Source organism: Stappia sp. TSB10GB4 (assembly GCF_900185745.1).
Classification (GTDB): domain Bacteria; phylum Pseudomonadota; class Alphaproteobacteria; order Rhizobiales; family Stappiaceae; genus Stappia.
Genome location: NZ_FYAV01000086.1, coordinates 13,962 through 39,846 on the forward strand (window position 1 = coordinate 13,962; position 25,885 = coordinate 39,846).

23 protein-coding genes are annotated in these 25,885 nt (G+C 69.4%); 12 read left to right on the top strand and 11 right to left on the bottom strand.

Going from position 1 to position 25,885, the window contains the following annotated elements; genetic code table 11:
• Nucleotides 1–4: 4 nt before the first annotated feature.
• From adh to TSB10GB4_RS23015, 4 genes are all read right to left on the bottom strand, one after another.
• Nucleotides 5–1,525 (bottom strand): aldehyde dehydrogenase, encoded by a 1,521-nt coding sequence (gene adh / locus TSB10GB4_RS23000; RefSeq protein ID WP_186388999.1) that lies wholly within the window; start codon nucleotides 1,523–1,525, stop codon nucleotides 5–7.
• A 119-nt stretch (nucleotides 1,526–1,644) separates the two neighbouring features.
• On the bottom strand, nucleotides 1,645–2,610 hold the full coding sequence (locus TSB10GB4_RS23005; protein WP_186397643.1) for a GAF domain-containing protein: 966 nt from the start codon (nucleotides 2,608–2,610) through the stop codon (nucleotides 1,645–1,647).
• Nucleotides 2,611–2,718: 108 nt separating this feature from the next.
• On the bottom strand, nucleotides 2,719–3,558 hold the full coding sequence (locus TSB10GB4_RS23010; protein WP_186397644.1) for a transporter substrate-binding domain-containing protein: 840 nt from the start codon (nucleotides 3,556–3,558) through the stop codon (nucleotides 2,719–2,721).
• Between the two features lie 200 nt (nucleotides 3,559–3,758).
• Nucleotides 3,759–4,688, bottom strand: coding sequence for a LysR family transcriptional regulator (locus TSB10GB4_RS23015; protein ID WP_186397645.1), 930 nt, complete (start codon nucleotides 4,686–4,688; stop codon nucleotides 3,759–3,761).
• 147 nt (nucleotides 4,689–4,835) lie between these two features.
• On the opposite strand from TSB10GB4_RS23015, the gene TSB10GB4_RS23020 reads away from it, so the two are divergent.
• From TSB10GB4_RS23020 to TSB10GB4_RS23060, 9 genes are all read left to right on the top strand, one after another.
• Nucleotides 4,836–6,077, top strand: coding sequence for an FAD-binding oxidoreductase (locus tag TSB10GB4_RS23020; protein WP_244571015.1), 1,242 nt, complete (start codon nucleotides 4,836–4,838; stop codon nucleotides 6,075–6,077).
• The gene (locus tag TSB10GB4_RS23025; protein WP_186397647.1) at nucleotides 6,074–6,376 is read left to right on the top strand and encodes a 2Fe-2S iron-sulfur cluster-binding protein; all 303 of its coding nucleotides are present in this window, start codon (nucleotides 6,074–6,076) and stop codon (nucleotides 6,374–6,376) included. Before TSB10GB4_RS23020 ends, TSB10GB4_RS23025 begins: the two co-directional genes overlap by 4 nt.
• Nucleotides 6,366–7,775: an FAD/NAD(P)-binding oxidoreductase gene (locus TSB10GB4_RS23030; RefSeq protein WP_244571016.1), complete on the top strand. Its 1,410-nt coding sequence runs from the start codon at nucleotides 6,366–6,368 to the stop codon at nucleotides 7,773–7,775. Before TSB10GB4_RS23025 ends, TSB10GB4_RS23030 begins: the two co-directional genes overlap by 11 nt.
• Nucleotides 7,772–9,169, top strand: coding sequence for an aldehyde dehydrogenase family protein (locus tag TSB10GB4_RS23035; RefSeq protein WP_186397648.1), 1,398 nt, complete (start codon nucleotides 7,772–7,774; stop codon nucleotides 9,167–9,169). The genes TSB10GB4_RS23030 and TSB10GB4_RS23035 overlap by 4 nt, the downstream gene beginning before the upstream one ends.
• An 11-nt stretch (nucleotides 9,170–9,180) precedes the next feature.
• Entirely contained in the window at nucleotides 9,181–9,924 is a 744-nt protein-coding gene (locus TSB10GB4_RS23040; RefSeq protein WP_186397649.1) for a 4-hydroxy-tetrahydrodipicolinate reductase, read from the top strand.
• A 21-nt stretch (nucleotides 9,925–9,945) separates the two neighbouring features.
• On the top strand, nucleotides 9,946–10,863 hold the full coding sequence (gene dapA, locus TSB10GB4_RS23045; protein WP_186397650.1) for a 4-hydroxy-tetrahydrodipicolinate synthase: 918 nt from the start codon (nucleotides 9,946–9,948) through the stop codon (nucleotides 10,861–10,863).
• Nucleotides 10,864–11,041: 178 nt separating this feature from the next.
• Nucleotides 11,042–11,707: an amino acid ABC transporter permease gene (locus tag TSB10GB4_RS23050; RefSeq protein WP_186397651.1), complete on the top strand. Its 666-nt coding sequence runs from the start codon at nucleotides 11,042–11,044 to the stop codon at nucleotides 11,705–11,707.
• Nucleotides 11,708–11,717: 10 nt separating this feature from the next.
• Nucleotides 11,718–12,497, top strand: a complete 780-nt coding sequence (locus TSB10GB4_RS23055) for an amino acid ABC transporter ATP-binding protein (RefSeq protein ID WP_186397652.1) — start codon at nucleotides 11,718–11,720, stop codon at nucleotides 12,495–12,497.
• 3 nt (nucleotides 12,498–12,500) lie between these two features.
• Nucleotides 12,501–13,577, top strand: coding sequence for a saccharopine dehydrogenase family protein (locus tag TSB10GB4_RS23060; RefSeq protein WP_186397653.1), 1,077 nt, complete (start codon nucleotides 12,501–12,503; stop codon nucleotides 13,575–13,577).
• On the opposite strand, the gene TSB10GB4_RS23065 is transcribed toward TSB10GB4_RS23060, so the two are convergent.
• Genes TSB10GB4_RS23065 through TSB10GB4_RS23085 form a run of 5 tightly spaced genes read right to left on the bottom strand, consistent with a single transcriptional unit; the run spans nucleotide 13,574 to nucleotide 16,247 of the window.
• The gene (locus tag TSB10GB4_RS23065; RefSeq protein ID WP_186397654.1) at nucleotides 13,574–13,807 is read right to left on the bottom strand and encodes a hypothetical protein; all 234 of its coding nucleotides are present in this window, start codon (nucleotides 13,805–13,807) and stop codon (nucleotides 13,574–13,576) included. The two genes, TSB10GB4_RS23060 and TSB10GB4_RS23065, sit on opposite strands and share 4 nt — an antisense overlap.
• Before the next feature lie 52 nt (nucleotides 13,808–13,859).
• Nucleotides 13,860–14,270 carry an SRPBCC domain-containing protein gene (locus TSB10GB4_RS23070; protein WP_186397655.1) on the bottom strand — a complete coding sequence of 137 codons (411 nt, stop codon included), beginning with the start codon at nucleotides 14,268–14,270 and terminating at the stop codon, nucleotides 13,860–13,862.
• Nucleotides 14,267–14,638: a helix-turn-helix transcriptional regulator gene (locus TSB10GB4_RS23075; RefSeq protein ID WP_186397666.1), complete on the bottom strand. Its 372-nt coding sequence runs from the start codon at nucleotides 14,636–14,638 to the stop codon at nucleotides 14,267–14,269. The genes TSB10GB4_RS23070 and TSB10GB4_RS23075 overlap by 4 nt, the downstream gene beginning before the upstream one ends.
• A 57-nt stretch (nucleotides 14,639–14,695) precedes the next feature.
• Nucleotides 14,696–15,283: a winged helix-turn-helix transcriptional regulator gene (locus tag TSB10GB4_RS23080; protein ID WP_186397656.1), complete on the bottom strand. Its 588-nt coding sequence runs from the start codon at nucleotides 15,281–15,283 to the stop codon at nucleotides 14,696–14,698.
• Nucleotides 15,284–15,323: 40 nt separating this feature from the next.
• Nucleotides 15,324–16,247, bottom strand: a complete 924-nt coding sequence (locus TSB10GB4_RS23085; protein WP_186397657.1) for a LysR substrate-binding domain-containing protein — start codon at nucleotides 16,245–16,247, stop codon at nucleotides 15,324–15,326.
• Nucleotides 16,248–16,332: 85 nt separating this feature from the next.
• On the opposite strand from TSB10GB4_RS23085, the gene betC reads away from it, so the two are divergent.
• Nucleotides 16,333–17,874 (top strand): choline-sulfatase, encoded by a 1,542-nt coding sequence (gene betC, locus TSB10GB4_RS23090; RefSeq protein WP_186397667.1) that lies wholly within the window; start codon nucleotides 16,333–16,335, stop codon nucleotides 17,872–17,874.
• Nucleotides 17,875–17,911: 37 nt separating this feature from the next.
• A complete protein-coding gene (locus TSB10GB4_RS23095; RefSeq protein ID WP_186397658.1) occupies nucleotides 17,912–19,549 on the top strand; it encodes a BCCT family transporter in 1,638 nt (545 codons plus the stop codon).
• Between the two features lie 140 nt (nucleotides 19,550–19,689).
• On the opposite strand, the gene TSB10GB4_RS23100 is transcribed toward TSB10GB4_RS23095, so the two are convergent.
• Both TSB10GB4_RS23100 and TSB10GB4_RS23105 read right to left on the bottom strand, forming a co-directional pair.
• The gene (locus TSB10GB4_RS23100; RefSeq protein WP_186397659.1) at nucleotides 19,690–22,422 is read right to left on the bottom strand and encodes a cation-transporting P-type ATPase; all 2,733 of its coding nucleotides are present in this window, start codon (nucleotides 22,420–22,422) and stop codon (nucleotides 19,690–19,692) included.
• A 424-nt stretch (nucleotides 22,423–22,846) separates the two neighbouring features.
• Nucleotides 22,847–24,259: an amidohydrolase family protein gene (locus tag TSB10GB4_RS23105; protein WP_186397660.1), complete on the bottom strand. Its 1,413-nt coding sequence runs from the start codon at nucleotides 24,257–24,259 to the stop codon at nucleotides 22,847–22,849.
• Between the two features lie 443 nt (nucleotides 24,260–24,702).
• On the opposite strand from TSB10GB4_RS23105, the gene TSB10GB4_RS23110 reads away from it, so the two are divergent.
• Nucleotides 24,703–25,512 (top strand): hypothetical protein, encoded by an 810-nt coding sequence (locus TSB10GB4_RS23110; protein WP_186397661.1) that lies wholly within the window; start codon nucleotides 24,703–24,705, stop codon nucleotides 25,510–25,512.
• Nucleotides 25,513–25,885: the final 373 nt, after the last annotated feature.

Genomic DNA, 25,885 nt, shown 5'->3' on the forward strand with positions numbered 1-25,885 from the left:
GGCCTCAGAAGAAGCCGAGCTTGTTGGGGTTGTAGCTGACCAGCATGTTCTTGGTCTGCTGATAGTGGTCCAGCATCATCTTGTGGGTCTCGCGGCCGATGCCGGACTGCTTGTAGCCGCCGAAGGCCGCATGCGCCGGATAGGCGTGGTAGTTGTTGACCCACACCCGGCCCGCCTCGATGGCACGGCCGAAGCGATAGGCGCGGGTTCCGTCGCGGGTCCACACGCCGGCGCCCAGGCCATACATCGTGTCGTTGGCGATGGCGAGCGCTTCCGCCTCGTCCTTGAAGGTGGTGACGCTGACCACCGGGCCGAAGATCTCCTCCTGGAAGACCCGCATCTTGTTGTGGCCCTTGAGGATCGTCGGCTGGATGTAATAGCCGCCGGCGATCTCGCCGTCGAAGCTGGCGGCGTCGCCCCCGACCAGCACCTCGGCGCCCTCTTCCGCGCCGATGGTGAAGTAGGACATGATCTTGTCATGCTGCTGCTTGCTGGCCTGCGCGCCGACCATCGTCTCGATGTCGCGCGGGTCGCCCTGCCGGATCGCCTTCACGCGGGCGATGCAGCGCTCCATGAACGCCTCGTAGATGTCCTCCTGCACCAGCGCGCGGCTCGGGCAGGTGCAGACCTCGCCCTGGTTGAAGGCGAACAGCACGAAGCCCTCGACCGCCTTGTCGAGATAGGCGTCGTCCTGCGCCATCACGTCGGAGAAGAAGATGTTGGGCGACTTGCCGCCCAGTTCCAGCGTCACCGGGATCAGGTTGACCGTGGCGGCCTCCATGATCTTGCGGCCGGTGGCGGTGGAGCCGGTGAAGGCGATCTTGGCGATCCGCGTCGAGCGCGCCAGCGCGTCGCCTGCCTCGGCACCGTAGCCGTTGACGATGTTGAGCACGCCGGCGGGAAGCAGGTCGGCGATCAGTTCGGCGAGGACCATGATCGCGGCGGGCGTCTGCTCCGCCGGCTTCATCACGATGCAATTGCCGGCGGCGAGCGCCGGGGCCAGCTTCCAGGCGGCCATCAGGATCGAGAAGTTCCACGGGATGATCTGCCCGACGACGCCGAGCGGCTCGTGGAAGTGATAGGCGACCGTATCGTGATCGATCTCCGACATGGTGCCTTCCTGGCCGCGCAGGACACCGGCGAAATAACGGAAATGATCGACCGACAGCGGAATGTCGGCGGCCATCGTCTCGCGGATCGGCTTGCCGTTGTCCCAGGTCTCGGCGGTGGCGATCAGCTCGAGATTCTCCTCGATGCGGTCGGCGATCTTGAGAAGGATGTTGGAGCGTTCGGCCGCCGAGGTCTTGCCCCAGGCCTCGCGCGCGGCATGGGCGGCATCGAGCGCCAGGTCCACGTCCTCGGCGGTGGAGCGGGCCACCTCGCAGACCTTCGCGCCCGTGATCGGCGTAATATTGTCGAAATACTGCCCCTTGACCGGAGGCACGAAGCCCCCGCCGATGAAGTTGTCGTAGCGCAGCTTGAAGGGCGAGCTGTAGCCGCTCGCGATCCGGACCATCTCGTTCATGGGTTTCCTCCGTGTCTCCCGGTCCTCCGCCGGGATGCACGGAAACTACCGCTGCACCGCAGGGCGATCAGCCCGCGCGCGGACGTCGGCGATGGGACCTGTCTCGGAATCGAGACAGGTCAGCTCTCGTTTTCGCCGATGCCGAGCCGGCTCATGCGCCGATAGAGCGTGGCGCGCCCGACGCCGAGGGCACGGGCGGCCTCCGAGACATTGCCGCCGCTGCGCGACAGCGCCCGCATCACCGCCGCCCGTTCGGCCCGCTCGAAGCCGGTCGGTCCGTCCTCGCGCCCGAACAGGTCCGAGGCCGGCACCCGGCGGATCGGACCGCTGGTCCCCAGCCCGAAGGCCTTGCGCGCGCCCCGCGTCGCGCCGAGCACGATGTCGTCGCGGTCCACCGCCAGCAGCATCGCGGTCTCGCTGTCGTCGGCATCGGTGACGATGATGCGGGCCTGCGGGAAGGCGGCGCGGAAACTGTCGACCTCGATCTGGCGGGCGGTCTGGGCGACCATCGCGGCGATCAGCCGGTTGAAGGACTCTGTCTGGTCGGCCCGCGCCGAGGAGACGTCGAGCGCCCCGATCAACTCGCCCTCGGGTCCGAAGATCGGCGTGTCCATGCAGCTCATCGAGGTGTTGCGGGCGCGGAAATGTTCGTCGCGGTGGATGATGACGCGGCGCTGTTCGGCGATGCAGGTGCCGATGCCGTTGGTGCCTTCCGAGGCTTCCGACCAGTCGAAGCCCGGCACCAGGCCCCAGGCCTCGAACACCTCGGCATCGCCGTCGGCGGCGCGCAGGTCCAGCACCACGCCCTCGGCATCCGTCAGCAGGACGCCGCATCCGGAGGCGCTGACGAGTTGGTAGAGCGCGTCGAGCCGCGGCGCCGCGATCCGCAGGATCGCCTCGTAGCGGGCGCGGCGTTCGGCCAGCGCCTCGCCGCTGATGCGCCGCACCGCGTCCCGTTCGCCCGGATCGAGGCCGTAATGGTCCAGCGACCGGCGCCAGGAGGCGGCCAGCCGGGAATGCGCGGCGGAATTGGAGTCGGTCGCCGTCTTCACGACATGCGCGACATGCTGCGCGGGATCGGCCAAGTCGTTCTCCTCCTCGGCCGCAGCGTAGCACCGCACAGCCCGCCCCGGAAACGAAAACCCCCGCGCCGGTGGCGCGGGGGCGAGGGATCGATGGGGCGAGGATCCGGGTCAGCCGCCGAAGCCGAAGCCGACCGGCATGTCGGTCAGGGTGATGCCGAACGGCTCCAGACTCTTGACGATCCAGGTCTGGTTGTTGCCGATGCGGCGGTTGTACTCGGCCCAGGCCGAGACGAAGCTCTTGAACGTCTCGTCGGCGCTGTAGTTGAGGGCGATGACGGAGGGGGTCGACAGCACCGGCGTCGGCACCTTCACCGAGCCCATCGTCGGCGCCTTCTTGGAGATGACGAGGCCGTTCAGCATCGTGTTGACGAGGCCGTCGGCCTTGCCAGTGGTGACGGCGACGATCGCCTCGTCGCGGGTCTTGAAGCGCAGCACATTGGCCTTGGGCAGATACTGCTGGGTGATCAGGTCCTGCGCCGAGCCGAGGTCGACGGCGAAGGTGTATTTCGGATCGTTCAGCTCGCTCCAGGTCTTGCCGGTCAGCTCGTCCTTGGCCGAAACGATGATGAAGCTGTTGTAATAGGTCGGGGCGGAGAACGACACCGACATGGCGCGGACCGGCGTCGCGGTCACCGCGAAGGCCATGTCGACCTTGCCGCTCTGCACGTCGAGAATGGCGTTGGACCAGCTCGACTCCACCACTTCCAGCTTCACGTCCAGCATCTTGGCGATGTCGCTCGCCATGTCGATGACGAAGCCCTGCCACTCGCCGGTACGCGGATCCTTGTTGAAATACGGCACCTCGTTGAGGATGCCGGGAATGCGCAGCACGCCGCGGGCGCGGATCTCCTCGATGGTGCCGGCGCTCGCGGCGCTGACCGCGGCGCTCGCGGCGCCGATGGCCAGCGTCATGGCGACGACGCTGCACAGCTTCTTCAGGAATGTCATGGGTAATGGACCTCCGTTGTTCCCCGACGTGTCGTTGGCCGGTGCCCGTCTGGTGGCGCGGCCCGGCAGCACTGTTGGCCGGGGTCAAGCCTAGCGAGCGCGGGGGTGGGAACAATGCTAGAGACGCCGCCGCCCTTACGCAGTTTTTTATATGTTGGAAGGACCAATGTCGCTCACGGCGCCGGATAATCCGAGGGCGCTTACAGCGCCGGATGGGCAAGATCGCCGCCGCGCGGCGGCTCCAGCACCGGGCCGACCAGCTCGGCCTGGCAGTCGGCGAACAACCGCTGCACGCTCGGGTGCTTCTGCAGGAAGCCGGCGCTGCCGAAATAGACCCGCACCTCGGGGAGGTTGGTCAGCCTGACGCTGGCGATCGCCGCCTCCTCGCCCTGCATGCACCAGGACGGGATGATGGAAAAGCCGAGCCCCTCCTCGACGCAGCGCTTCACCGAGGAACTGCCGGAGGTGGAGATCGCCGGCTGCACCTGCGCCCCGTCGCGGCCGAGGAAGTCGACGGCGAGGTTGCGCAGCGTCTGGCCGGGCTCGTAGGTAATGAAGGGGCGCTCCCGCGCCCAGGCCGGCACCTCGGCCGGGGCCGGCGCCGCGCCCCAGGCGCGCGGATAGACCAGGCTCAGCCGGTAGCTGCCGAGCAGGCGCTGCGGCACCACCGGATCGCCGAAATAGCGCTCGGAGATGCACACGTCGAGGCTGCCGTTCTTGACCAGTTCGGCCAGCACCGTGTCGCGCTCGTAGACGGCGAATTCCATCTCCGGGAATTCCTCGCGGAACCGCGTCAGCACCTTGGGGAACAGATAGAAGAAGATCGCCTGCGGCATGCCGACCCGCAGCGCCGAGCGCTGGTTCTCGATCAGCTTGGTCAGCCGTTCCAGCATGATGTCGAGTTCGGGATGCAGTAGGTTGTAGAGCGCCCGCCCGCGCGGCGTCAGCGCGATCCGCTTGGCGCCCTGCTCGGTCTCGATCAGCCGGCCGTTGAGGATCTGCTCCAGCCGGCGCACATGGTTGGCCGCCGACTGGTAGCTGAGATTCAGCTCCCGCGCCGCGCCGGAAAACGATCCGTGCCGGGCGACCTGGTAGAAGGTCTGGATGAGCGTCAGGCTGATCTTGGCCATGCATGTCTCCCTGCCGTGCCGGCATAGGGGCTGCCTTCCCCTTAGCCGATACAAAATTCCGCAGCAAGCACGCCCGTCATCTTGTATCGACGCTTCCCCGCCGGCCCCGCCACACTTGCCCCCATGTTCAACCCCTGGGGTCAGCCCGTGGCAACTGCGCATCCGCAACCCGCTTCCGTTGTCGTCGCCGGTGCCGGCATCGTCGGCAGCGCCGCCGCCTATTTCCTGGCGCGGCGCGGGCTGACTGTCACGGTGCTCGACGCGCTCGCCCCGGCCGCCGAGGCCTCCGGCGCCGCCGACGGGGCCGTCTCCGTCGCCAGCAAGCGTCCGGGCCCGTTGATGCGTGCCGCGCTCCAGGGCATCGCCCTCTATCGCCGGCTGGCGGGGCTCGACCCGGACCCCGAAACCGGCCTTCAGGGCGACGACGCACCGCTTGCCGGCCTGTTCCATCCCCGCTCCACCTTCATCGTCGCCGCGAGCCCGGCCGAGCGCGCGGTGCTGGAGGCCCATGCCGCCGCCCTCGCCCAGGCCGGCGTCGCGGTCGCGGCCATCGAGCCGCCGGCGATAAAGGCGCGCTTTCCCGCCCTGTCGGCGGCCGCCTGCCTCGTCATCGAGGTGCGCGGCGACGGCCATGCCATCGGCTATCAGGTGGTGCGGCAACTGCTTGCCGCCGCCCGCGTGCCGGTGCTGCGCGGCTGCCCGGTGACCCGGCTCGACATCGACGCGGCCGGCGGGCGCATTCGCGCCGTCGAGACGCCGCGCGGCCGGATCGCCGCCGATGCCTTCGTCTTCGCCACCGGCAACGGCACCGCGCCCCTGTTCGGCCTGCAAGCCGTGCTGACCCCGCGCAAGGGCCAGTTGCTGATCACCGAGCGCGACCTGGCGCTGAGCCGCGCCATGCCCGGCTCGATCATGTCCGGGCGCTATCTCCTGTCCAAGGGCAGCCAGACCCGCGCGCTGGACGCCGGCGGCGAGCAGGCCTCCATCTCCGCCGCGCGCGGTTTCGGCCTCGTCGTCGACCCGCTGCGCACCGGCCAGTTCCTGATCGGCGGCACCCGCGAGGACCATGGCGACAAGCGCGAGACCGATCTTGCCGCCGTCTCCCGCATCCTCTCCGACGCGGTCGCGCTGGTGCCCGGCCTTGCCGGCGTGCGACTGCTGCGCGGCTTTGCCGGCGCCCGCACCGCCGTGCGCGACGGGCTGCCGCTGGTCGGCCCCCTGCCCGGCCTTGCCAACGGGTTTCTCGCCACCGGCTTCGAGGGCGACGGCATCTGCCTCGGCCCGGTCACCGGCGCCGCCCTTGCCGATCTCGTCTGCGGCACCGCGCCGGCGTTGGACCTTGCCCCCTTCGCGCCCTCCCGCTTCGCCGAATTGCAGGCCGCCGCATGACCCGTCCCACCTTCTTCTGGATGTCGCGGCCGATCCCGTTTTCGGACGGCGAGAGCATCGCCGCCGCCCTCACCGCCGCCGGCATCGTCTCGCTGGGGCGCGATCCTGTCGGCCAGTCGGCCCGCTACTTCTGCGGCATCGGCGCCTGCCAGGCCTGCACCGTGCGGGTCGCCGGCGTGCCGCGCGAGGCCTGCCTGACCAGGGCCGAGGCGGGCGCCCGCGTCGAACCCCTCCACTCCGCCCCCTTCCAAACTGCCCCCCTCCACCTCGTACAGGGAGAGCCCGGCGATGCGGCCTGATGCCCCCCGCAGGATCGAACGGGCGATGGATGTGCTGGTCGTCGGCGGCGGCCCGGCCGGCATGGCCTGCGCCAGCGCCTGCGCCCGTCAGGGCCTGTCCGTCACCCTCGTCGACCAGCGCGGCAGCCTCGGCGGCGCCATTTTCCGCCAGCCGGTCGGCGGCGCCGCGCCGGTGCCGCAACCGGCGCCGGCGCGCGCGCGCTGGCGCCGACTCCTCGCCGATCTCACCGCCGCACCCGGCCTCGACCTGCGCCTTGAAACCCTGTTTCTCGGGCTCGAGGCCGACGGCCTGGCGCTGATCGAGGACCGCAATGCCGGCCGCGTCCTGTCGCTGCGCCCGCGCGCGCTCGTGCTTGCCACCGGCGCCGTCGAGCGCGTCCTGCCGCGCCCCGGCTGGACCCTGCCGGGCGTCGTCACCGCCGGCGGGCTGCAGGTGATGATGAAGGAGACCGGCCGGCCGCCCGCCGGCCGGGTGGTGCTGGCCGGCTCCGGTCCGCTGCTGCTCGCCGTCGCCGCGCAGATGACCGGCCTCGGCCGGCCGCCGCTTGCCATTCTCGAGGCGGGCGACCCGCTGCGCCGCTGGTCGGCGGGCCTTGCCCTGCTGTCCCATCCGGCCCTGCTGCGCGAGGCGGCGGGCTATCTGGCGACCCTTGCCCGTGCCCGCGTGCCCTGGCATCGCGGCGCCGTGCTGCAGCGGATCGCACCCGAGGGCGAGGGCGAGACCCTCGTCGCCACCTGGACCGACCGGCGCGGCGCCAGCCACAGCATTGCCGCCGATCGCATCGCCCTGCATGACGGGCTTGCCGAAAACGCCTTCGGCCTGCCCGAGGATGCGGAGGCAACGCCGCGCCGCCCGCTGGTCCTGCGCATCGGCGACTGCCGCGCCGCGCTCGGCGCCCCGGCCGCCATCGCCGACGGCACCGCCGCCGGAGAGCGGATCGCGGCCCGCCTCGCCTCCCCGACCGGGCGGCAGGCCGCCGATGCCGAAACCGAGCCCGCCGCCCTTGCCCGCCACCGCGCCGCCCAGGGCCGTATCGCCCGCGCCTTCGCGCCGCTGGCGCCGGCCTTCCCCGCCGACATCCCCGACGACACGGTGCTGTGCCGCTGCGAGGGCCGCACGGTCGGCGACCTCAAGCGCCTGCTTGCCGAGGATGAAGGTCTGTCCGCGCGGGAGCTGAAGCTGAGCGGCCGCTTCGCCATGGGCGCCTGCCAGGGCCGGTTCTGCGCCGCCAACACCGCCGCCCTGACCAGCAGCCTGACCAGCTCACTGACCGGCACGGCCACCCCCTTCGCCCCCGGCGCGTTCACCGGCCAGCGCTGGCCGATCCGCCCCGTTCCCATCGCCGCGCTCGCCGCCCCGGCGCCCGCCCCCTCCCTGCCTGACGAGAGCCAGACATGACCAAGCTGTCCACCGCTGCCCTGCACACCGAGCCCGACTTCGCCGTCCGCAACCCGTTCGACGGGACCGAGGTCGGCCGCCTGCCGGCCAGCTCGCCGGCCGACATCCTCGCCGCGCTGACCCGCGCCCGCCGCGCCCAGGCTCAGTTCCGCCATTCGACGCCGGCGGAGCGCCGCGCCCTGCTGAACGCGCTCGCCGCCGAGATCGCCGCCGATGCGGAAGCCCTTGCCGCCACCATCTGCGCGGAAATGGGCAAGACCATCCGCGAGGCGCGCAACGAGGTCCGCCGCGCCCAGAACACGCTGAAACTGTCCGGCGATGCCGCCACCTTCCTCGACGGCGAGGCGCTGCACTGCGCCATTGTCGAGGGCGGCGCCGACCGGCTCGCCACCATCACCTATCAGCCGGTCGGCGTTGTCGGGGCGATCACCCCGTTCAACTATCCGGTCAATCTCCTGTGCCACAAGCTCGGGCCCGCCATCGCCGCCGGCAACGCCGTGGTCGCCAAGCCCTCGCCCAAGGCACCGCTCGCCGCCGCGCGCCTCGCCGAGCTCGCCGTGCGCGCCGGCTGGCCGCGCGATCTGTTCCAGGTGGTGCATGGCGGCGCCGAGGCGGCGCTGGCGCTGGCCCGCGCGCCCATCGACCTGCTCTCCTTCACCGGCGGCCCCACCGCCGGCCTTGCCCTCAAGACCGCCAGCGGCCTCGTCCGCTGCCTGATGGAACTCGGCGGCAACGATCCGCTCTTCGTCCTGCCGGATGCCGATCTCGACCGCGCCGTCGCCACCGCCATCGGCCATCGCTTCGAGATCGCCGGCCAGAGCTGCGCGGCGGTGAAGAAGCTCTATCTCCACTCCGCCATCGCCGAGACCTTCATCGACCGGCTGGTCGCCGCCGTCGCCGGGGTCCGTGTCGGCGATCCGGCGGACGAGGCCACCGACATGGGCCCGGTCATCGACGAGGCCGCCGCGCGGCTGGTCGAGGAGCGCGTCGGCACCACCCTCGCCTCCGGCGCGCGCCTCCTCGCCGGCGGCACCCGCAAGGGCACGCTGGTCGCCCCGACGGTGCTGCGCGACGTCGCCGCCGACGCGCCGGTCATCGCCGAGGAAACCTTCGGCCCGGTCATCGCCATCCGCACCTTCTCGGACGCCCGCACCGCCATCGCCGAGGTCAATGCCGGCGCCTACGGCCTGCAGGCCGGCGTCTTCACCAACGACCATGCCATGGTCAAGCTGTTCTCGCGCGAGCTGATCGTCGGCGGCGTGATGATCAACGAGGGCCCGGATTTCCGCGCCGAACACGTCCCCTTCGGCGGCGTCAAGCGCAGCGGCCTCGGCCGTGAGGGCGTGCGCATCGCCCTGCGCGAGATGAGCGAGCCGAAGGTGGTGATCGACTGAGGAAACCCGCCATGCGCATCGCCGTCATGGGCGCGTCCGGCCGTGTCGGGACCCGCCTCGTCGAACTCGTCCTCGCCAGTCCCGGGTTGGAGCTGGCGGCCGCGCTGGTCTCGCCCCGCTCGGCCCTGGTCGGCACGCCGGTCGCCGGCGGCAGCATCGAGTACCGTCCCTCGGACGCGGCCATGAACAGCCATTGCGACGTGATCATCGACTTCTCCTCGCCCGCCGCCTCGCTCGCCCTGCAGGGCGAGGTCGGCGAGAAGCCGATCCCGATGGTCGTCGGCACCACCGGCTTTTCCGCCGAAGAGGACGCCGCGCTCACCGCCTTCGCCGCCCATCGGCCGATGGTGGTCAGCGCCAATTTCGCCCTCGGCTTCGAGGCTTTCCGCCAGATCGCCGGCCGCTTCGCCCGGCTGATGCCCGGCGGCGAGGCTGGCGTCGGCGAGGTCTATCACGCCCGCAAGAAGGCCGAGCCCTCCGGCACCTCGCGCTGGCTCGCCGCCACGGTGCGCGAAGCCCGCTCCGCCGCCATGGGTTTCGACGCGCCGGAGCCGGGAATCCGCGTCACCCGCGAGGGCGACACGGTCGGCGTCAACGAGGTCCGCTTCGACCTCGGCTCCGCCGAACTGCTGCTCAGCTACCGCGTCCACACCCTCGCCGCCTATGCCGAAGGGGCGCTGGCCGCCGCCCAGTGGCTCGCCGCCCGCCGTCCCGCCAACGGGCGCTATGCGCTCGCCGACACCAAGTCCATCTGACTTCTGCAAGGAGGATCTTCCATGACCGACATGGCCAGCCGTTTCCGCGGCGTCTTCACCGCCCTCGTCACCCCGTTCCGCGACGGCGAGGTCGACCATGCCGCCTTCGCCGCTTTGGTGGAGCGCCAGCTCGCGGCGGGCGTCGCCGGCCTCGTGCCGGTCGGCACCACCGGCGAGGCCGCGACCCTGTCGGAGGCGGAGGCCGAGGACCTGATCGCTCGCACCGTCGCGCTGACCGCCGGCCGCGCCATGGTGCTGGCCGGCGCCGGCGCCAACGACACCCGCAAGACGGTGGAGAAGGTGAAACGCGCCGAGGCCGCCGGGGCGGATGCGGTGCTCGTCGTCACGCCCTATTACAACAAGCCGACCCAGGCCGGCCTGCTCGCCCATTACGGCGCCGTCGCCGAGGCGACCCGCCTGCCGATCGTGCTCTATTCGGTGCCCGGCCGCTGCGGCGTCGAGATCGCGCCGGAAACCTGCGCCCGGCTGGTCGAGCGCCACGCCAACATCGTCGCCATCAAGGAGGCCGGCGGCTCTTCCGCCCGCGTCACCCGGCTGCGCCAGGCCTGCGGCGACCGGCTGATCATCCATTCCGGCGACGATGCGCTGACCCTGCCGTTCCTGTCGCTAGGCGCCGTCGGCGTCACCTCGGTCGTCTCCAATGTCGCCCCGCGCGAGATGGTGGAGATGGTCAAGGCCTGGGAGGCGGGAGACACCGCCCGCGCGCTCGCCCTGCACGAACTGGTCGCCGAACTCGCCGACGGCCTGTTCATCGAGTCCAACCCCGGCCCGGTCAAGGCGGCGCTCGCCCTTGCCAATCTCGCCGGGCCGGAGTTGCGCCTGCCGATGGTGCCGGTGACGGATGCCAGCCGCGAGACCATCGCGGCGATCCTCGGCCGCTTCGCCGATGCCTCCGCCAGCTTCCAAGAAATGCGCTAAGCCGGCGCCCTTGCTTTGCATTGCGGCGCCCGCGCGCCGCATAGGACACTGCCCTCAAGCCATGGACAGGAGCGGCCGCGATGCGGCGTGATCGTCCACACGAACAAGAAACCAGAGGACCCGAGACAATGACAGCGACGCGACAGGCCCCGCGCCGTCCCGGCAGGGAGGTGCGCCCGTGACCTATACCTGGGATTTCCACTCGGTCTGGCAGTACCGCGACCTCTTCATGTGGGGCCTGTGGATCAGCGTGGTCTACACGGTCGGCTCGATCGCGTTCGGCGTGCTGATCGGCTTCCTCACCTGCTCGATGCGCCTGTCGGGCTGGCGCGGGCTCAGCTTCATCGCCCGCGTCTACCAGGAGATCTTCCGCACCACGCCGCTGCTGGTGCAGCTCCTGTGGTTCTACTACGCCTTCCCGCTGCTGGTCGGTGGCAACATCGACAACCGCGTCGCGGCGATGCTGACCCTGTCGCTCTATGTCGGCGCCTTCTACGCCGAGATCTTCCGGGGCGGCATCGTCTCCATCGACAAGGGCCAGCGCGAGGCGGCCGCCGCCATCGGCATGAGCCCCTGGCAGGCGATGCATCGCATCATCCTGCCGCAGGCGTTCAAGCGCATGCTGCCGTCCTTCATCAACCAGTCGGTGATCCAGTTCAAGAACACCTCGCTGGTCTCGGTCATCTCCGTCGCCGACCTCGCCTATATGGCGGCCGTCGTCAACGGCCAGACCTACCGCCCGCTGGAATCCTACACCGTCATGGCCGTGCTCTACATCGCCATGCTCCTGCCCATGACGCAGATCGCCGACTGGGTGGAAAAGCGCCTGCGCGTCAGCGATTGAGGAGATCCAGATGACCGACACATCCCTGTCCGCCGCGCCCGCCCCCGTCATCGAGGCCATCGGCCTGCGCAAGACTTTCGGCCATCACGAGGTGCTGAAGGGTCTCGACCTCGGCCTTGCGCGCGGCGAGGTCGTCGCCCTGATCGGCCCGTCCGGCTCCGGCAAGTCCACCTTCATCCGCTGCCTCAACCGGATGGAGGCCCCGACCGGCGGCGAGATCCGCTTCCGCCAGAAACGGGTGCGCGACGGCTTCCGCGATCGCGGCGAGGACCTCGGCATCGGCACGCTGCGTCGCCATGTCGGCATGGTGTTCCAGCACTTCAACCTCTTTCCGCACAAGACCGTGCTGCAGAACGTCACCGAGGGTCCGGTGATCGTCTGCAAGCGGCCGCGCCGCGAGGCGGAAGAGGAGGCGATGGCGCTGCTCGAACAGGTCGGGCTCGCCGAGAAGCATTCGGCCTATCCCAACCACCTGTCCGGCGGCCAGAAGCAGCGCGTCGCCATCGCCCGCGCCCTCGCCATGCGTCCGGAAGTCCTGCTGCTCGACGAGGTGACCAGCGCTCTCGACCCGGAACTGGTCGGCGAGGTGCTCGCCGTCATCCGCGCCCTTGCCGAGGCCGGCATGACCATGGCCATCGTCACCCACGAGATGGCCTTCGCCGCCGAGGTGGCGAGCCGGGTCCTGTTCCTCGACCAGGGCGTCATCGCCGCCGAGGGCAGCCCGGCCGAGGTCATTCTCGACCCGACGAACCCGCGCCTGCAGGCCTTCGTCGCCAGGTTCAAGGGCTAGCAAATGTCGCAGGTCAAGCTCACCCTGTTCGGCGCCGGCCATGTCGGCACGGCGCTTGCAACCGTCCTTGCCGGCCACGGCCGTTTCGCCGTCCAGGTGGTCGACGGGTCCGACGACGCGCTCGACCGGCTGCAGGGCCTCGGCCTGCCGCTGACCCTGCGCCACCTTTCTCCCGGCGAGGAGGCGCACCGCCTGATCGAGGGGCAGGACATCGTCGTCGCGGCGGTGCCGGACCAGGCCGTCGCCCGCGTCGCCGAGGCGGCCCTTCTGGTGAAGGCGCATTATCTCGACTTCATCCCGACGCCCCGGGCCGCGCGCGCCAGCCTCGACGCCCTTGCCGGCCACCGCGCCGTGCTCACCGGCTGCGGCGTCTCGCCGGGGCTGATCGGCGTGCTCGCCTGCGGCCTGCTCAAGGACTTCGCGCCGGTCTCCGATCTCGTCATCCGGGTCGGCGCCATTCCGCGCCATCCCACCAACCGGCTCGGCTACGGCCAGATCTGGAATGTCGACGGGTTGATCGAGGAATACACCCGCCCGAGCGCCGCCATCCGCGACGGCGCCGCGGTCGAACTGACCCCGCTGGAAGAGTATGAGCGGCTCACCTTCGACGGCATCGGCTACGAGGCCTTCATCACCGCCGGCGGGCTTGCCGATCTCGATGCGCTCGCCGGTTTCACCCCGCGCAACGTCACGGTGAAGACCCTGCGCTATCCGGGCCATCTCGACTACATGCGCTTCCTGCTCGACGATCTCGGCCTGCGCCATCGCCGCGACCTGCTGCGCACGCTGCTGTCCAACGGCCTGCCGCTGATCGAGGACGACGTGCTGCATGTGGTGCTCACCGCGCGCGGTGAGCGCGGCCGCCAGCAGGCCGAGCGCACGCTGCGCTACCGCTTCGCGCCCAATGCCGCCTACGGGCCGTTCAACGCGCTGACCTCGGTCGCCACCGGCTATGCCGCCAGCCTGCTGACGCTGCTCGCCGACGGCGCCCTGCCGGATCGTGGCCGGATCGCCCCGCACCATCTCGATGCCGCCCGCCTGCTCGACAGCCCCTTCATCGCGCCGCTGCGGCGGGATTAGGGACGGGCCTCTCTGGTCGCCCCCGCTGTCCCGCCCCGCCGCGCGAGCCAGGGCTGGGCGAACAGCCAAAGGCCGGTCAGCATCAAGGGGATCAGCGGCACCAGCGCCAGCACCCCCACCCAGACGGAGGCCGTGCCGGCAAGATTCGTGGCGATATTGGCGAGGACCGCCAGGGTAAAGGCGAGCGACAGCCAGCGGTGGGTCTGTCGGATCCATCCGTTTCGGGTCATGACAAGTTCCAGGTTCAGGGTGACGGTGTGGTTCGGATCGCGGTGGAGCCTGTCACTCCATCCGCGCCAGCACCTCTTCCATCTTGTCGAGGAAATGTGGCCAGCCGGCCTTGGCGCCGCCATAGTAGCGCGGCTGGTCGCGGCGGAAGCCGGTCTGCTCCATCCGCAGCCGCGTTCCCCCGCGCGTCGGGGTCAGCGTCCAGGTGACGATGCTCTTGAGATCGTGGTCGCCCCAGCTATAGGCGAGCAGGAGCGGCGGCTCGATGTCCAGCACCTCGCAGTCGACCGAGCCCCAGTCGGCGCGAAAGCCGAAGCGATGGCCGATGGCGGGGCGGAAGTCGCCCTTCATCAGCCACTCCTCGATCAGATGCGGCTCGGTCAAGGCCCGCCAGATCCGCTCCGGCGGGTGGGCGATATCGCGTTCGACGACGACCGACAGCGTGTCTTCATGGGTATCCGTCACTGATCCATCCTTCCAAGCAGGTCTTCAAGGGCGTCAAAGCGGGCTTCCCAGAAGCCGGTCATTCGCCGCGTCCAGTCGGCCAGCGGAGCGAGGGCCGAGACGTCGGCGCTGTAGTGGGTCTGTCGCCCCGCCTGCCGGTCGCGCACCAGCCCGGCCTGTTTCAGCACCGCAAGATGCTTGGAAACCGCCGGCTGCGACACGCCGGCCTGCGCCGTCAGCGCGCCCACGCTCTGCTCGCCGTCGCGGCACAGCCGTTCGAAGATCGCCCGCCGCGTCGGATCGGCGAGCGAGCGAAAGAGAGCGTCTTGGCCAATGTCTGGGCCAATGTCTGGGCCAGTGACTTGTGCAGTGTCTTGGGCGTGCGGCATGAAACCCATAACTCCATGGCTATGGGTTTATCTCATAACCGAACGGTTATTGATCTGTCAAGGCCGCGCCGACCGGACCGCGTGGACGCGCGCCCCGCGCGGCGACAGGCGGTAGCCGACCGCCAGACTCTCGGTCAGCCCGAGCTCCTTGAGCCGGCGCACGCGGGTCTTGAAGGCGAGCTTGTCCAGGCCCATCGCGGCGGCAAGTTCCGCCGCCGGGCGCTCCGGGTTGCGGGCGATCAGGTCCAGGATCCGCCCGGTCCAGGCCCCCTCGCGCGCCCGCCCGTCCATGGCGTCGAGCCGCCCGGCGATCTCCGCCAGCGCCTGCGGGTCGAGGCTGGCCTCCTCGCGCAGCCCGGCACGCGGGTCCTCGCCGGCCCAGGACACCTCGATCCGCTCCAGCGTCCCCGGCCTGCCGCCATCCAGCCAGTCGCGCAGCGCCGCCGCATCCGGGAAGCCGGCCGCGCGGGCGTCGTCGTCGGTCACAGCGCCCGCCTCGACCGGCGAGATGTCGCCGATGGCAAGGACGCCGATCGCGGTGCGCAGGGTCCCGCCCGGTGTGACCGTGCGGCGCCTCCAGCGGCGGAACTGCAGGCTGATCCGCCCTGCCCTGATCCCCTCCAGCACCTCGCGTCTCAGCAGCATCGCGCGCCTCCCTCCCGTGCCGTGCCCGCCTGCTCCATTGTCATGCCGCCCGCCCGGCTTCGGCCAGGATCCAGTCGTGCACGCGCCGGGCGGCGGCGGCGGGCGTGTCCTGCGCGGCCCGGATATAGTAGCCGCGATTGCTGGTCGCGACATGTGGCAGGGCCTGCACCAACTCGCCGCGCGCCAGCATGTCGTCGATCAGCCCGTGCCAGCCGAGCGCGATGCCGAGCCCGGCCTGCGCGGCGCGCACCACGATGTCATAGCTGGTGAAATGGGTGCGCTCATGGCCCGGCCGATCGGTGAGGCCGAAATGCGCGAACCAACTTTTCCAGTCATGCCAATGCGAGGTGACGGGGGTCGACAGGCTGAGCAGCGGCAGGCCGAGGAGATCGGCCGGCTCCGTCAGTCCGCGATAGCGTGACAGGAACTCCGGACTGCAGACGGCCGACACACGCTCGTCCATCAGCTTCGTCTCTCCCGCTTCGGTGTCGCCCTCCTCGGCCATGCGCACCGTCAGGTCGACGCTGAGACCGGCCGCCAATTCCGGCTGCTGCGAGGTCAGCATCGACAGATCGACCGGCCGCACCGCCTCGCGCAGCCGGGCAAGGCGCGGCAGCAGCCACAGCGAAGCGAAGGCGAAATCGACCGAGACCAGCACCGAGGGCGTGCGGTTGCGCTGGGCGAAGCGGCGGAAATCGGCGGCGAGCGTGCCGAGCAGCGGATCGACGGCGGCCAGCAGGTCCGCCCCTTCCCCCGTCAGCCGCACCCCGCGCCAGGTCCGCTCGAACAGCGTGATCTCGAGACTGTCCTCCAGGGACTTCAGCCGCTGGCTCAGTCCGGGCTGCGAGATCCGCAATTCGCGCGCCGCCGCCGACAACTGGCCATGGCGGGCGACGACCACGAAGGCGCAGAGCCCGGCGGCGTGCCGGCTCAGAAAGATATAATCCCGGCTTATGTTATTCATAGAAAACTCTCTGTGGAAGAGGCGGTTTCCGTCCGTCAAGCTAAGCAAAACATTCAGTCACATACCTGCGGCGGGGGCAATGCGGATGCATGGCGCGGGCGATGGCCGTCCGGACACGGACGGCCGGCCGAACATCCTGATCTTCATGGTCGACCAGTTGAACGGCACCCTGTTCCCGGACGGGCCGGCAGACTGGCTGCATGCGCCGAACCTCAGGCGGCTGGCCGCGCGCTCGGTGCGCTTCGCCAATGCCTACACCGCCTCGCCGCTCTGTGCGCCGGCTCGGGCCTCCTTCATGTCCGGCCAGTTGCCCTCACGCACCAGGGTCTATGACAACGCCGCCGAGTTCGCCTCCGACATTCCCACCTTCGCCCATCACCTGCGCCGCGCCGGCTACCAGACCGCGCTGTCGGGCAAGATGCATTTCGTCGGCCCCGACCAGTTGCATGGTTTCGAGGAGCGGCTGACGACGGATGTCTATCCGCCGGATTTCGGCTGGACGCCGGACTATCGCAAACCGGGCGAGCGGATCGACTGGTGGTACCACAACATGGGCTCGGTCACCGGCGCAGGCATCGCCGAGATCACCAACCAGCTCGAATACGACGACGAGGTCGCCTATCACGCAATGCGCAAGGTGCTCGACCTTTCGCGCGGCCACGATGACCGGCCGTGGTGCCTGACGGTCAGCTTCACCCACCCGCACGATCCTTACGTGGCGCGCCGGCGCTTCTGGGATCTTTACGAGGACTGCGCGCATCTTGCGCCGCGCGTTCCCGCTCTCGCCTACGAGCAGCATGATCCGCATGCGCGGCGGATCTTCGATGCCAACGACTGGCGCTCCTACACGATCACCGACGCGCACATCCGCCGGGCCCGCCGGGCCTATTTCGCCAACATCTCCTATCTCGACGAGAAGATCGGCGAGATCCTCGATGCGCTGCAGCGGACCCGGCAGGAGGCGATCGTCCTCTTCGTCTCCGACCATGGCGACATGCTCGGCGAGCGCGGCCTCTGGTTCAAGATGAGCTTCCGGGAAGGCTCCGCCCGGGTACCGCTGATGATTGCCGCCCCCGGCCTTGCGCCGGCTCTCGTCGCCGATCCTGTCTCCACGCTGGACGTCACGCCCACCCTGTGCGATCTGGCCGGCATCCCGCTCGGCGAGATCGCGCCCTGGACCGATGGCGAGAGCCTGGTGCCGGTGGCGCGGGGAGAGGCGGTGCGCGCGCCGGTGCCAATGGAATATGCCGCCGAGGCCTCCTATGCGCCGATGGTGGCGCTGCGCGAGGGCCGGTGGAAATACACCGCCTGCCCGCTCGATCCCGAACAGCTCTTCGACCTCGACGCCGATCCGGACGAACGGGCGAACCTTGCCGGCGATCCTCGGCACGCGGGCGAGTTGGCGCGCTTCCGACAGCTCGCCGCCGCCCGCTGGGACCTTGCCCGCTTCGATGCCGAGGTGCGCCAGTCGCAGGCGCGCCGGCTCGTGGTCTACGCGGCGCTGCGCAACGGCGCGCATTTTCCCTGGGATTACCAACCGCTGCAGAAAGCCAGCGAGCGCTACATGCGCAACCACATGGACCTCAATGTCCTGGAGGAGAGGCAGAGGTTCCCCCGCGGCGAATAGCCTTCGCGCCGCAATGACCAAGAAAAGGAACGGACGGATGAACCTCAAACCACCCCTGGTCGACCTGCCGATCAAGATCGCCGAACGCGGCTTCTACAACGGCTTCATCATCGACGTGACCATCACCTCGAAACTGGCGGTCGGCGCGCTGGTGATCTGGGCGGTGGCCTTTCCGCAGCAGGCCGGCGAGATCCTCGCCGGGTTCAACAGCTTCATCCTGGCGAATTTCGCCACCTGGTATTTCTATGTGATGGCCGCCTTCGTGCTGGCCTGCGTCGCCCTCGTCGCCTGGCCGACGGCCGGCCGGATGAAACTCGGCGGGCCGGACGACGAGCCGGAATTCTCGCGCTTCTCGTGGTTCTCGATGATGTTCGGTGCGGGCATCGGCGTCGGCATGCTGACCTGGGCGGTCGCCGAGCCGATCTACCACTTCAACCGCAATCCGGACGTCATCCAGGGCCTTGCGACCGCCGGCGGCGCGGACAACGTCCTCAATGCCTTCAAGTGGTCCTATCTGCACTGGGGCTTCTCGGCCTGGTCGTCCTATGCCGTTGCCGGTCTGGCGCTCGCCTTCTTCGCCTATCGCCGCGGCCTGCCGCTGACCATCCGCTCCTCACTGGCGCCCCTGTTCGGCAGCCGCCTGTCGGGGCCGGTCGGCCATGCCATCGACATCGTCGCGGTGATCGCCACCATCCTCGGCGTTGCCCAGATGCTCGGCTTCGGCGTCGAGCAGTTCGTTGCCGGCATGGCGCGGATCGGGATCGGTAGCTGGCTGATCAACGAGCAGGGCACCGCCTCCTCGCTCGGCATCATCGTCGCCATCCTGATCATCATGGGCGCCTCGACGCTGTCCGCCCTGTCGGGCGTCGGCAAGGGCATCAAGTGGCTCTCGAACCTCAACATGGTGCTGAGCACCTTCCTGCTCTGCTTCTTCCTGCTGTTCGGCTCGAGCTGGTTCGGCCTCAACGCGCTGTTCGTCGGCGGGCTGGAATATGTCCTGGCACTGCCCTCGATGATCTTCACCGTCTATTCCGGCGAGAGCGACACGGCACAGGCGCTGGAGGGCTGGCAGGGCGCCTGGTCGGTGTTCTACTGGGCCTGGTGGGTGGCCTTCGCGCCCTTCGTCGGCCTGTTCCTGGCGCGCATTTCCAAGGGCCGCACGATCCGCGAATTCGTCGTCGGCGCCGTGATCGCGCCCGCCATCATGTGCTTCGTCTGGTTCGCCTTCGCCGGCGGCACCGCCATCGAAATGGAACTGACCGGGGTCGCGGGCGGCGCCATCAACTCGGTGCCGGACGGCGACAAGATCTTCGCCATGACCGGCCTCATGCTCTCGCCCGTCCTCGGCTGGCTGATGGCGGTGCTGATCGTGGTGCTGCTGATGACCTACCTCGTGACCTCGGCGGACTCCGCGGTGCTCATCGTCAACACCATCAATGCCGCCGGCGACGAGGGCCCCAAGGCGCGCCCGCACATCCTGTTCTGGGGCATCACGCTCGGCCTCGTCGTCGCCGCGCTGCTGCTCGTCGGCGGCCTGAAGGCCATCCAGACCGCGATGGTGATCGGCGCCCTGCCCTTCTCGCTGGTGATGGTGCTGATGTGCGTGTCGCTGTTCAAGGCGATCTATCGCGACGGCCTGCGCGAGCGCGCCGGCCTGCAGACCGTCTACGAATAGGCGGAAAAGCGGCGGCGGTCGGCCCTGCCCGGCCCACCGCCGCCCCCGTCGTTCTCCGTCCCCGTCTTCCCTCGCCCCGTCTTCCCCCGCCCCGTCTTCCCTCGCCCCGTCTTCCCTCGCCCCCGTCGTCCCCCTCCCTGTCAGTGCTCGCCGCCGCCGTTGCGGCGGAACACCAGCCGCAACTGCTTCTCGATCTCGATCAGCGCGAAGAACGCCACGCCCACCATCACGATCAGCACGCCGTCGAAGAACGGCACCGCCGCCGTGCCGAACACGATCTGCAGCGTCGGCACATAGGTGATGGCGAACTGCGCCAGCGTCACGATGATGACGCAGGCCCAGACGATCGGCGTGCCCTGCACCGCCTTCCAGGTCAGCGAGGTGCCGTAGATGTTGCGGATGAAGAACAGGTGGAAGATCTCCAGCACCACCAGCGTGTTCACCGCCATGGTGCGGGCGACATCCTGCGAGTATCCCCGGTCGATGGCGTAGAAATAGATGCCGAAGACCCCGGCCAGGATCAGCGCCGACACCATGACGATGTGCCACAGCAGCGCCCCGCCCAGGATCGGCTGGTGGCGCGGGCGCGGTTCGCGGCGCATCGTGCCGTCCTCCGTCGGCTCGAAGGCCAGCGAGATGCCCAGCGTCACGGCGGTGATCAGGTTGACCCACAGGATCTGCACGGCGGTGATCGGCAGCGCCATGCCGAGCAGCAGCGCCAGGGCGACGGTCATCGATTCGCCGCCGCTGGTCGGCAGGGTCCAGCTCAGCACCTTCTTGATGTTGTCGTAGACGGTGCGCCCCTCGCGCACGGCGGCGGCGATCGAGGCGAAATTGTCGTCGGCGAGCACCAGGTCCGCCGCCTCCTTCGCCGCCTCGCTGCCCTTGCGGCCCATGGCGATGCCGGCATCGGCGCGCTTCAAGGCCGGCGCGTCGTTGACGCCGTCGCCGGTCATCGCCACGGTCAGGCCATGCGCCTGCAGCGCCGTCACCAGCCGCAGCTTGTGCTCCGGACTGGTGCGGGCGAAGATGTCGGTCTCCACCACCTGCGCCGAAAGCTCCGCATCGTCCATGGCATCGAGATCGTTGCCGGTCAGCACCTTGTCGGGATTGGTCAGGCCGATCTGCCGGCCGATGGCCGCCGCCGTGCCGGCATGGTCGCCGGTGATCATCTTCACCCTGATGCCGGCGCCGTGGCATTCGGCGACGGCGACCACCGCCTCGGGGCGCGGCGGGTCGATCAGCCCGACAAGGCCGAGGATGATGAGGCGGCCGGCCAGGTCCTCCTTGCGCAGCACGGCCGGATCGCCGGAGGGCTGCCAGGCGTCGTCGACGGTGGCGAGCGCCAGCACCCGCTGGCCGCGGCCGGCGATCGCGTCCATCTCGCGGGTCCAGAAGTCCTTGTCGAGCGGTTCGATCCCCCCTTCCGGGGTGCGCTGGCCGGCGCACATCGCCAGCACCTGCTCCGGCGCGCCCTTGACGTGAAGGTCCGTGTGGCCGTCCGGGCTGCGATGGCGCACCGCCATGTAGCGATGGGCGGCGTCGAAGGGGATCTCCGACAGCCGCGCATGATCGCCATAGGGCTCGTGGCCGTCGCCGGAGATCTTGGCGGCGAGCGCCATCAGCGCCCCTTCCATCGGATCGCCCTCGGTGCGCCAGCCCTCTTCGTGCGGGTGCAGGGCCGCGTCGTTGCACAGGGCGGCCGCGCGCGCGATTTCCGCGAGCACACCATGCTCGCCGGCCGTGACGTCCCGGTCGTCGAGCCGGATCGTCCCCTCCGGCGAGTAGCCTTCGCCGGTGACGGCGAACAGGTGGCGCGAGGTGGCGACCGTCGCCGCCAGCATCTCGTTGCGGGTCAGCGTGCCGGTCTTGTCGGAGCAGATCACCGAGACCGAGCCCAGCGTCTCGATCGCCGGCAGCCGGCGGACGATGGCGTTGCGCCTTGCCATCGCCTGCACGCCGACGGCGAGCGTGATCGTCAGGACGGCCGGCAGGCCTTCCGGAATGGCCGCGACGGCGAGGCCCACCACGGCCATGAACAGCTCGTCGAACGGCATGTGGATGACATAGTAGCCCCAGGCGAGCACCAGGCCGGCGACCAGCAGGATCAACAGGGTCAGCCAGCGGGCGAAGCCGTCGAGCTGGTGGACCAGCGGCGTCGTCAGGGTCTCGACCGACGACAGCAACCCGCTGATGCGGCCGATCTGGGTGGCCGGGCCGGTGGCGACCGCGACGCCGCGGCCGGTGCCGGCGGTGACCAGCGTGCCGCTATAGGCCATGCCGTGCCGGTCGCCGAGCGGCGCGTCGGCGGCCGTGGCCTGCGTCTCCTTTTCGGACGGGACGGACTCGCCGGTCAGCAGCGCCTCGTCGATCCGCAGGCCCGCCGCCTCCAGCAGGCGCATGTCGGCCGGCACCCGCTCGCCGGGCTCCAGCAGCACGATGTCGCCGGGCACGATCTGGCTCGCCATGATCCCCTGCCGCCGGCCGTCGCGCACCACCGAACTGTGCGGCGCGAGCATGTCGCGGATCGCGTCCATCGCCTGCTCGGCCCGCCCCTCCTGGATGAAGCCGATGATCGCGTTGACGATGACCACCGCCAGGATGACGCCGGTATCGATGTAATGCTCCATCAGCGCGGTGATCGCGGCGGCGGCGATCAGCACATAGATCAGCAGGTTGTGGAACTGGCTGAGGAAGCGCACCAGCGGCCCGCGGCGCGGCGCTGCCGGCAGCCGGTTTTCGCCGTATCTGGCAAGCCGCGCGGCGACCTCGCTCGCCGACAGGCCGGCCGGCGTGGTGTCGAGGGCGGCAAGGACGGTGCCGGCATCGCGGGCATGGGCCTCGGCGATGTCGTGGTCGCGATCACTGGTCATGGGTGCATCCGTGGTCTCGGGAGGGGGCCGGGGCCCTGGAAACGTCCGGTCGAATTTGGGTCAGAGCGCCGGCAAGGCCTAGTCCGGAAAACACCTAGAGCCCTTTCGGCCAATTCGGAGCCATTCTGACGGAGCGATTTTGTGACAAGGTCAAGCAAAGACACGCAGGCCGTATCTGGTACGGACAAGGGGCTTTGCGCTGGAATTGGCGCAAAATCGCCCGTCCCGCAGGGCTTCCGATTGGCGGGCACCCGACGCCGAACCGATCTTGCCCGATGCGAAGGCATCGCGCGGCGACCGTTTCGACGCCGGATCGCCGCTCCAATCGAGAAGCAGAATTGACTTCGAATTGGCCGAAAGGGCTCTAGGAGCAGGTCCGCGCGCGTGCGGGGATTCCGGGACGCCACTTGCCGAAAATCGCGCGCTACAGGCTGGAGCGGACCACCTCGCCGCCCTTCATGATCAGCCGCAGCGACGTGTCCGGCGTTCCCAGGAACGAGAGATCCGTCTCGGGTTCGCCGTCGACCACCAGCAGATCGGCGAGCGCCCCCGGCGCCACGACGCCGACCGGCGCGCGGTAGGGGTTGCGGTCGCCCGACATGGCAAGCAGCTCGCCGGCCCGCCCGGTCGCCGCGCGCAGCGCCTCCAGCGGGCTCATGAACCGAGTGAGCTTGGCCAGTTGGCGTCCCTGCGAGGCCGCATTCCCGGGGCTCATCAGCACATCGGTGCCGAAGACGGAGCGCACCCCCAGCTCATGCGCCATTGCATAGGCCCGCACGGTCCCTTCCGAGACCCGCTGCTGGTCGGCGCGCATACGCGGATCGGCATAGACATTGGCGTCCTCGTCGGTGAGGAAGGGCTGCAACGACCACCAGATGCCGTTGTCGGCCATCATCGCGACGGTCTCCTCGTCGGCGAGCTGGCCGTGCTCGATGCAGCGCACGCCGGCGCGGATGGCGCGCTGGATGCCCTTCGGCGTGTAGACGTGGACGCAGACATAGGTGCCCCAGTCGGAGGCGGCATCGACGCCGGCGCGCAGCTCCGCCTCGGTGAACTGGGTGCTGTCGAGCGGATCGTAGGCGGACGACACGCCGCCGCCGGCCATCATCTTGATCTGGCTGGCCCCGCGCATCAGTTGCTCGCGAACCCGGCGCAGCACCTCATCGGCGCCGTCGGCGATCGCGGTGACGCCGACCCGGTCGGGATAGCTCAGCGGATCGCGGTCGGCCCTTGGCAGGTCGTTGAGCATGCGAAAGTCGCCATGTCCCGAGGTCTGCGAGACCAGCGCGCCGGAGGGAAAGATCCGCGGCCCGGCGACGACGCCCTCGTCGATCGCCCGCTTCAGCGCGAAGGCGGGCCCGCCGACGTCGCGCACGGTGGTGAAGCCGCGCAACAGCGTGGCACCGGCCTCGCGCGCGGCCAGAAGATGCACATAGGCGATGTCGCCGGTGAGCGCCGTGACCTGCGAAACGCTGGCCAGCGTCGAGTGCCAGTGGCAGTCGATCAGCCCCGGCATGGCGACACGGCCGCCGCAATCGAGCCGGATTGCCTCGGCCGGTCCCTGCCCCTTTGGCGGCAAGGCGGAGACGTGGCCGTTCTCGATCAGGATGTCGACATCGTCGCGGATGCTCAGCTCCTGCCCGTCGAAAAGCCGCAGATTGGTGAGGAGCAGCGGCCGGCCCGGATCGCCCGTCTGGGCGTGCGAGGAAGCAAGACCGAAACCGGCGAACATGCCCATGACCGCGGCGGCGCCGCCGATCATCTCCCTGCGCGACAGCTCGACCTCCATGCGGCGATAGGCGGCAAGCGTTTCCGGCGCCCCGCAGCGGCAGGCCATCGGAACCCGATCCTGATAGGGGGTCCCAGTGAAACAACAGGCGCACAGAAGCATCACACACCTCGCTGAACATGCCGAAACGCATGTCATTCTGGGTCGTGTTCGACAGGGCTGTCAAACCACAGGAAAGACTATCGTCAGTTTCGACAATTTACGTTCGGATATGACGAAATATTCAAGATGCCCCCGCCTCGTGAAACCGGCGTGACAACTGGATGAAGGGGCAGGAAAACGGCTATTCTCCAAGTCTTTCGGCCGCCTGAAACTGGCACTCTCCCGGGCGAAACGGCAACAGAAGCCGCCAAATTGCCGCTTGGGCGATTGACGCGTCGATCTGCGGGGCAGTAGCTTTCGTGTCGCCTTCGCAGCCCGCCCGCGCTGCGGGCTTGATCGCGCGTTGCAAGGTGCGGGCTTGATCGCGCGTTGCAAGGAGGAGCGGCCCCATGGTTGACCGATCAGAGGGCTCTACGCCCATAGTCAGCCGGCGAATCGCCCGCGGGGCACGGTTCCTTGCCGTCCTTCTGCCGGCGCTGCTCGTAGCGGCCCAGTTGCTGGCGCGCCCTGCCCATGCCGAGGACGGCTGGCGTTTCCAGGTCACGCCCTATGCCTGGGCGCCCTCCCTGTCGGGCAACATCAAGCCGCGCCCGTTCCTGCCGACGGCCTCCTTCGACCGTCCGTTCAGCGACATTCTCGAAAATCTCGACGGCGCCTTCTTCGTCAGCGGTACGGCCCGCTACGACCGCTTCGTGATCTTCGGCGATTTCACCTGGTCGGCCGTGACCGAGCAGGACCGCATCGCCCTGCCCTTCGCCCCCTTCGGCTTCGATGTGCACGGCCAGGTGCGGCAACTCTCTGCGACGCTCGCCGGCGGCTATTCCGTGGTCGCCCGGCCCGAGTTCACGCTCGACCTCTTGGCCGGCGCCCGCCTGTGGCATATCGATGCCAGCGTCAACATCCGCGGCACCGGCCTTGCCGCCAGCAAGAGCGATACCTGGCTCGATCCGGTGCTGGCGGCGCGGGCGCGGTGGCAGTTCGCGCCGGACTGGTCGGTGATTGCCTATACGGATGTCGGTGGCTTTGGCGCCGGCTCGAACCTGACCTGGCAGGCCGTCGGCACGCTGAACTACCGGGTGAACGACCGCGTCTTTCTGTCCGCCGGCTATCGCCACATGGCCCTCGACTATGACCGAGGCGGCATGAAGCTCGATATCGACATGAGCGGACCGCTGATCGGCGCGACTTTCCGGTTCTGACACTTTCCGGTTCTGACGATGTGCGCCCGTCCCGCGCCGTGAGGGTGATGGGAAGACCGTGCGTTCTCGCCAGCCGCCATGGCGAGCCGAAGGGTGCGGGCGTGGTGCGCCCCTGGCGCCCACTTCGTGACATGGATCACAGACATCCCTCGCGGTCTGACGCAAGGGGATCTCGGCGCATGCCCTGCCCGTCGCGCGCGGCCCTCCGCCTCCCCGAAAATGGCTCAGCCGGCGTTTCGTTGCCCCAGACCGGCAACTGTGTTCATGCGATGCGATAGGGGACGTTGTCGCGCAGCATGGCGTTGAGGCGGATGAGGAGTTTTCGTGCGGTGGCGATGAGGGCGATCTTGCGGGCTTTCGCGGTTTGGGTGAT

Bases quoted from the DNA above. Each gene is read 5' to 3' on its own strand.
- TSB10GB4_RS23055 (WP_186397652.1), top strand. From the start codon at position 11,718: ATGACCGACACATCCCTGTCCGCCGCGCCCGCCCCCGTCATCGAGGCC.
- TSB10GB4_RS23010 (WP_186397644.1), bottom strand. From the start codon at position 3,558: ATGACATTCCTGAAGAAGCTGTGCAGCGTCGTCGCCATGACGCTGGCC.
- TSB10GB4_RS23085 (WP_186397657.1), bottom strand. From the start codon at position 16,247: ATGAATAACATAAGCCGGGATTATATCTTTCTGAGCCGGCACGCCGCC.
- TSB10GB4_RS23065 (WP_186397654.1), bottom strand. From the start codon at position 13,807: ATGACCCGAAACGGATGGATCCGACAGACCCACCGCTGGCTGTCGCTC.
- TSB10GB4_RS23035 (WP_186397648.1), top strand. From the start codon at position 7,772: ATGACCAAGCTGTCCACCGCTGCCCTGCACACCGAGCCCGACTTCGCC.
- TSB10GB4_RS23030 (WP_244571016.1), top strand. From the start codon at position 6,366: ATGCGGCCTGATGCCCCCCGCAGGATCGAACGGGCGATGGATGTGCTG.
- TSB10GB4_RS23110 (WP_186397661.1), top strand. From the start codon at position 24,703: ATGGTTGACCGATCAGAGGGCTCTACGCCCATAGTCAGCCGGCGAATC.
- TSB10GB4_RS23095 (WP_186397658.1), top strand. From the start codon at position 17,912: ATGAACCTCAAACCACCCCTGGTCGACCTGCCGATCAAGATCGCCGAA.
- TSB10GB4_RS23015 (WP_186397645.1), bottom strand. From the start codon at position 4,688: ATGGCCAAGATCAGCCTGACGCTCATCCAGACCTTCTACCAGGTCGCC.
- TSB10GB4_RS23105 (WP_186397660.1), bottom strand. From the start codon at position 24,259: ATGGCCTGCCGCTGCGGGGCGCCGGAAACGCTTGCCGCCTATCGCCGC.
- TSB10GB4_RS23040 (WP_186397649.1), top strand. From the start codon at position 9,181: ATGCGCATCGCCGTCATGGGCGCGTCCGGCCGTGTCGGGACCCGCCTC.
- betC (WP_186397667.1), top strand. From the start codon at position 16,333: ATGCATGGCGCGGGCGATGGCCGTCCGGACACGGACGGCCGGCCGAAC.
- TSB10GB4_RS23025 (WP_186397647.1), top strand. From the start codon at position 6,074: ATGACCCGTCCCACCTTCTTCTGGATGTCGCGGCCGATCCCGTTTTCG.
- TSB10GB4_RS23080 (WP_186397656.1), bottom strand. From the start codon at position 15,283: ATGCTGCTGAGACGCGAGGTGCTGGAGGGGATCAGGGCAGGGCGGATC.
- TSB10GB4_RS23100 (WP_186397659.1), bottom strand. From the start codon at position 22,422: ATGACCAGTGATCGCGACCACGACATCGCCGAGGCCCATGCCCGCGAT.
- dapA (WP_186397650.1), top strand. From the start codon at position 9,946: ATGACCGACATGGCCAGCCGTTTCCGCGGCGTCTTCACCGCCCTCGTC.
- TSB10GB4_RS23060 (WP_186397653.1), top strand. From the start codon at position 12,501: ATGTCGCAGGTCAAGCTCACCCTGTTCGGCGCCGGCCATGTCGGCACG.
- adh (WP_186388999.1), bottom strand. From the start codon at position 1,525: ATGAACGAGATGGTCCGGATCGCGAGCGGCTACAGCTCGCCCTTCAAG.
- TSB10GB4_RS23075 (WP_186397666.1), bottom strand. From the start codon at position 14,638: ATGCCGCACGCCCAAGACACTGCACAAGTCACTGGCCCAGACATTGGC.